Origin of the sequence: Kitasatospora putterlickiae (assembly GCF_039527695.1) — a bacterium.
Lineage (GTDB): Bacteria > Actinomycetota > Actinomycetes > Streptomycetales > Streptomycetaceae > Kitasatospora > Kitasatospora putterlickiae.
Genome location: NZ_BAAAKJ010000198.1, coordinates 912 through 6,258 on the forward strand (window position 1 = coordinate 912; position 5,347 = coordinate 6,258).

Below are 5,347 nucleotides of genomic sequence, written 5' to 3' on the forward strand. Positions count from 1 at the left end.
GGCCGAGCTGGCCGGGGTGCTGCTCGGACTGGTCGGCCTGGGCGTGCTGTCCGCCCCGGCGATCGGCGGCGACATCGCGCCGGTCGGCGTGATCGCGGTCCTCGTCGCCACCGTCACCTGGGCGTTGGGCTCCTACGCGTCCAAGCGCATCCGGATGCCCGCCAACGTCTTCGCCTCCAGCGCCTACCAGATGCTCGCCGGCGGCCTCGGCAACGTGCTGATCGGACTGGCCCGGGGCGAGCAGCACGGCCTGCACCCCGGCGACATCTCCCTCCGTTCCTGGCTGGCGCTGGGCGGCCTGGTGGTGTTCGGCTCGCTGGTCGCCTTCACCGCCTACGCCTGGCTGCTGCGCTCCGCCCCGCTGACCCTGGTCGCCACCTACGCCTATGTGAACCCGGTGGTGGCCGTGCTGCTGGGCTGGCTGGTGCTGTCCGAACCGCTGACCGGCCCCACCCTGCTGGGCGGGGCGATCGTGGTCGCGGGCGTCTGCCTGGTGGTGAGCGTCAGCCGCTCGTCGGGGCGGCCGTCCGCCCGTAGGTCCGCACGATGACCCCGTTGGGGAAGACGAGGGAGTCGACGAGCGCGAAGGTGTGCGGCGCGAAGCCCGCGCGGAACAGCGGCACGCCGGCGCCGATCGCCACCGGCGACTGCTTGATCACCAGCTCGTCGATCTCCGGCAGCAGTTGACCGGCCAGCTCGCCGCCGCCGCAGAGCCAGAGGCCGAGGCCGTCCTGCCGCTTGAGCTCCCGCACCAGGGTCAGCGGGTCGGCCGCGGTGACCTCCACCGCGGGGTCCGGGCTCTCGGTGAGGCCGCGTGAGAAGACGATCTGCCGCAGGTGGGCGTACGGGCTGGTGAGGCCCACCGCCAGGCCCGGGTCGTAGGTGCCGCGGCCCATGAGCACGGTGTCGAAGCGCCGGTTGGGCGCCTCGGCGATCCCCATCGCGGCCCGCCCCGGCGTCGGTAGGGTCTCGGGGTACTCCGCGCACAGGTGGGAGAGGAACTCCCCGCCGACGTAGGGCATGAGGAACTGGTAGTCGCCGTCCGGGGCGGCGATGAAGCCGTCGAGGGTGGTGCCGACGTAGTAGGTGAGCTTTCGCATCCGTGTCCTTCGCTTCGTCCGGTGAACCACGACAGTTATAGTACTTCTCCTGTAGTGGTTGCAAGAGATATTCCTGAGGGAGCTTCAGCGATGGCCCAGAATCCCGCCCGGCGCACGGCGCTCACCGACGCCGCCATCGACGTCCTCGCCGACCAGGGCGCGCGCGGACTCACCTTCCGCGCCGTGGACGTCCGGGCGGGCGTGCCGGCCGGCACCGCGTCCAACTACTTCGCCGGCCGGGACGACCTGCTCCACCAGACCGCCCGGCACATCCACCACCGGCTCACCCCCGACCCGGCCGTCATCGCCGAGCTGCTGCGCGCCCCCCACGACCGCTCCCTGGTCACCGCGCTGATGCACGACCTGCTGCGCCGCATCGACGCCGAACGCTCCGGCTACCTCGCCATGCTGGAGCTGCGCCTGGAGGCCACCCGCCGCCCCGAAGTGCGCGCCCAGCTCACCGCCACCATCCGGGAGCAGCTGGAGGCCAACATCGCCTACCACCTGGACGAGGGCTTCCCCGGCGACCGGGAGACCGTCCTCACCCTCTACCTGGCGATGACCGGCCTGCTGGTCGAGCACCTCACCCTCCCGGACGTCCTCGGCCCCGACACCCTCCCGGGCCTGGTCGACACCCTGGTCGCCCGCATCGTCCCGGAGGCCTGACCGGTCAGACGAAGCGGATGTGGCGGACGCCGACGGTCGGGGGCGGGGCGCAGGGTGAGCGGGGTGCTCGGGGCGGCGCCCGTTTGCCTGAATCCCCTCGCCGGAGCGGATCATTCGACTACCATCCGTCAGGTGCCCGGCCCGGCGGGGGGATCCGGGCGGACCGGGGGAGCGGGCGGCATGGCGAGCACGGACGGGCGGACGGCGACGGCCATCACGGCGGGACCGCTACCGGACCCGCCGCCCGCCCTGTGGCGGCAGCGGAACTTCGCCGCCCTCTGGTCCGCCCACACGGTCAGCCAGTTCGGCACCCAGCTGAGCCTCTTCGTGCTGCCCGTCCTCGCGCTCACCACCGTCGGCGCGACCCCCGGCCAGCTCGGGTTGGTCTCCGCCGCCGAGTCGCTGCCGTTCCTGCTGGTCGGCCTGCCCGCCGGAGCGCTGCTCGACCAGTGGGACCGGCGGCGGGTGATGATCGTCGCCGACGTGGGCCGGGCGGTCGCGCTCGGCGCCGTCCCGCTCGGCCACGCGCTCGACCTGCTGAGCGTGCCGCTGCTCTGCGCGGTCGCCTTCGTCACCGGCCTGTTCACCGTCTTCTTCGACATCGCCGACCAGGCCTTCCTGCCCGAGGTCGTCGGCCGCCGCCAGGTCGCGGCCGCCAACAGCCGCCTGGAGCTGTCCCGTTCGGCCGCCGAACTGTCCGGCCCCGGCCTGTCCGGCCTGCTCCTCCAGTGGGCCACCGCTCCGCTGATCCTGCTCGCCGACGCGGCCAGCTACCTCGTCTCGGCGCTGCTCCTCGGCGTGGTCCGCACCCCGCCGCCCGCCGCCCCCGCTCCGGCAACCCGGGAGCGGATGCGCGCCCGGATCGCCGAGGGCCTGCGGTTCGTCCTGCGCCACCGCGCCCTGCGCTCGCTGGCCATGGCCTCCGCGGTCGCCAACCTGGCCGGGCTCGGCGGCGCGCTCAGCGCGCTGCTGCCCGCCTTCGCGCTGGGGGACCTCGGCCTCTCGCCCGGCCGGCTCGGCATCGCGCTGACCGTCGGCAACGTCTGCGCCCTGCTCGGCGCGCTGGTCACCGCCCGGCTGGTCCGGGTGCTGGGCCTGGGTCGGCTGCTGCTCGCCGCCCGCTGCCTGCCCGGCCTCGGCGTGCTGCTGCTCGCCACCGCCCAGCCCGGCCGCGCCGTCCCCACCCTGGCGGCGGCGGCCGGGCTGATCGCCTGCGGCATCACCGCCTACAACATCGCCCAGGTGAGCCTGCGGCAGGCGGTGACCCCGGCGGCGATGCAGGCCCGGATGAACGCCTCGGTGCGCTTCGTGATCTGGGGCACGATGCCGCTGGGCGCGGCCGGCGGCGGCCTGCTCGGGTCGACGGTCGGCGTGCGTCCGGCGCTCTGGGCGGTCGCCGGGGTGGCGCTGCTCTCGGTGCTGCCGCTGCTGCTCACCCGGGAGGTCCGCGCGCTGGCCGACTTCCCGGACCAGCCGGAGGAGTGACGGGCCGTCAGATCAATTGGCGAGGTACGGCGGACGCCCGGCCCACCAGTGGCCGGGCGCCACCGGGTCGCGGCTGGTCCAGAACTCGATCAGGCCGGAGATGAACTCCTCGGCGGAGAGGGTGCCGTCGCCGTCCAGGTCGAGGCGGCGGAACGCCTCGTCAGCGTCGTCGCGGGAGAGCGCGGAGAAGTGGCCGCGCTGGAAGACGAAGAACTCGCCCGCGTCGACCGTGCCGCTGCCGTCCACGTCGGCGATCGCCAGGAACGCCTCGGCGAGCGCCCCGAACACGGTCCGCGCGGCCACCGGGTCGTCGGCGAGCGCGCGGGTCGAGGCGACGAACTGCCGGCGGCTGATCGCCGTGGTCCCGACCGGCAAGTGGGAGACGTGCAGGTCGCGCCAGATGGCGAGGTAGGCGGCGACGATCCGCTGCTCGGCGCCCGACCCCTCGGAGTGCCCCAGCGACCGGGCCACCGCGTGGCCCATCAGGACGTGGTCGTGCTCGGTCAGCAGGCCGTCCCCGTCGGCGTCGAGGTGGTCGAACCCGTGATTGATCCTCGCGAGCAGCAGTTCCTCGGACACCCGTCTCCCCCGGCTGGTCGGTCCCGGCGATCACAACAACATCCGTCACAACGATCGGACGCAGCACGCTAACCCGCCGGGCGCCGGGCGCGCAGCCGAAGCGGCGAAGTGGCGCCCGGCCGGCCCCGCGGACCGCCGCTCAGTCCACCGTCCGGAGTGCCGAGTCCGCCAGCTTCTCGGCCAACTCGGTGAAGTAGATCTTCAGTTGCTCGTCCTCCACGCCGTTGGCGTAGCCCTGGAAGGCGAGCGCGGCCTGGGCCTGGACGGCCGGGGTGGCGTAGCCCGGGTCGATCGGGGCCGGGCCGTCGGGCGGCCAGGGGAGCGGCCAGTGCCGGGGCCACGGGATCCGGCCGGACGGGGTGCCGCACCAGTCGCCGCCCGCCTCGGTGAGGATCCGCTGGGCGTCGCCGCCGGAGACGCGGGCGGTGATGGCGGCGTTGGCCACGGCGTGGACGGTGCGGGCGACGGCGAGCCGCAGCGCGGCGGCGACGGGCGGCAGCGGCTGCGGGTTCAGCCCGGCCGCGTCGCCGTCGTCGTCGGAGGCGAAGGCGCGGACCGCGAGGGGGGCGGTGCCCGCCACGGCCCCGACGGCGAAGGTGTGGGGGATCAGCCCGTCCAGGGCCGCGGGGTTGAGGCGGCCCACCAGGCTGACCAGGGTGACGGATCGGCGGACGAGTGTGGTCATCGCAAAGCCCCTTCTCCGGGGAGGGTGGCCGTGTGCTCACGGCCGGTGACCGATCGTAGGCGGAGCGGTCGCGCCGACGGCGGACCGACACCACCGGCCGCCCTCCCCTCGCCGCTCAGTGGGCCGCGGCGAGCAGTTCGCGGGTGTACGCGGTGTGCGGGGCGGCGAAGAGCCGGTCGCGGTCGGTGGTCTCGACCAGGCGGCCGCGGTGCATCACGGCGACGCGGTCGCAGAAGTGCCGGACCACCGCGAGGTCGTGGGAGACGAACAGGAAGGCCACGCCGAGGCGTTCGCGCAGCTCCATCAGCAGGTTGAGCACCTGGGCCTGGACCGAGACGTCCAGGGCGGAGACCGGCTCGTCGGCGATGATCAGCCGCGGCTCGGGGGCGAGCGCCCGGGCGATGCCGATCCGCTGGCGCTGGCCGCCGGAGAACTCGTGCGGGTAGCGGTCCAGGTGGGCGGCGGGCAGGCCGACCTGCTCCAGGAGTTCGGCGGAGCGCTCGCGCCGCTGCCCGGCGTCGAGCGAGGTGTGCAGGCGCAGCGGGGTGTCCAGGGTCTGGGCGACGGTGCGGCGCGGGTTGAGCGAGGCGTACGGGTCCTGGAAGACCAGCTGCACCTCCTTGGCGAGCCGGCGCCGCAGGGCCCGGTCGGGCCTGGTGGCGTCCACGCCGTCGTAGCGGACGGTGCCGGCGGTGGCGGTCTGCAGGCCGGCCAGCACCCGGGAGGTGGTGGACTTGCCGGAGCCGGACTCGCCGACCAGGCCGAGCGTCTCGCCGGGCGCGATGCGCAGGCTGACGCCCTCGACCGCCCGGACCGGCTCGGGCCGCCCGCC

General features: G+C 74.6%; 7 protein-coding genes. 3 read left to right on the top strand and 4 right to left on the bottom strand.

The window, feature by feature from the left end; all coding sequences use genetic code 11:
- Positions 1-550: EamA family transporter (locus ABD308_RS19775; RefSeq protein ID WP_344337110.1), on the top strand; the 550-nt coding region annotated here is incomplete at its 5' end.
- Here ABD308_RS19775 and ABD308_RS19780 read toward each other — a convergent pair.
- Complete coding sequence (locus tag ABD308_RS19780; RefSeq protein ID WP_344337111.1) at positions 504-1,100, bottom strand: dihydrofolate reductase family protein; 597 nt, start codon at positions 1,098-1,100, stop codon at positions 504-506. The genes ABD308_RS19775 and ABD308_RS19780 overlap by 47 nt on opposite strands.
- Positions 1,101-1,190: 90 nt before the next feature.
- Here ABD308_RS19780 and ABD308_RS19785 point away from each other — a divergent pair, with 90 nt between their 5' ends.
- Both ABD308_RS19785 and ABD308_RS19790 read left to right on the top strand, forming a co-directional pair.
- Positions 1,191-1,766 (top strand): TetR/AcrR family transcriptional regulator, encoded by a 576-nt coding sequence (locus ABD308_RS19785; RefSeq protein ID WP_344337113.1) that lies wholly within the window; start codon positions 1,191-1,193, stop codon positions 1,764-1,766.
- Positions 1,767-1,946: 180 nt separating this feature from the next.
- A complete protein-coding gene (locus ABD308_RS19790) occupies positions 1,947-3,251 on the top strand; it encodes an MFS transporter (RefSeq protein WP_344337114.1) in 1,305 nt (434 codons plus the stop codon).
- Positions 3,252-3,263: 12 nt separating this feature from the next.
- On the opposite strand, the gene ABD308_RS19795 is transcribed toward ABD308_RS19790, so the two are convergent.
- The 3 genes from ABD308_RS19795 to ABD308_RS19805 all read right to left on the bottom strand — a co-directional run.
- Entirely contained in the window at positions 3,264-3,830 is a 567-nt protein-coding gene (locus tag ABD308_RS19795) for an EF-hand domain-containing protein (RefSeq protein WP_344337115.1), read from the bottom strand.
- A gap of 139 nt (positions 3,831-3,969) precedes the next feature.
- Positions 3,970-4,515: a hypothetical protein gene (locus ABD308_RS19800; protein ID WP_344337117.1), complete on the bottom strand. Its 546-nt coding sequence runs from the start codon at positions 4,513-4,515 to the stop codon at positions 3,970-3,972.
- Between the two features lie 115 nt (positions 4,516-4,630).
- On the bottom strand, positions 4,631-5,347 hold a 717-nt coding region (locus tag ABD308_RS19805), incomplete at its 5' end, for an ATP-binding cassette domain-containing protein (RefSeq protein ID WP_344337118.1).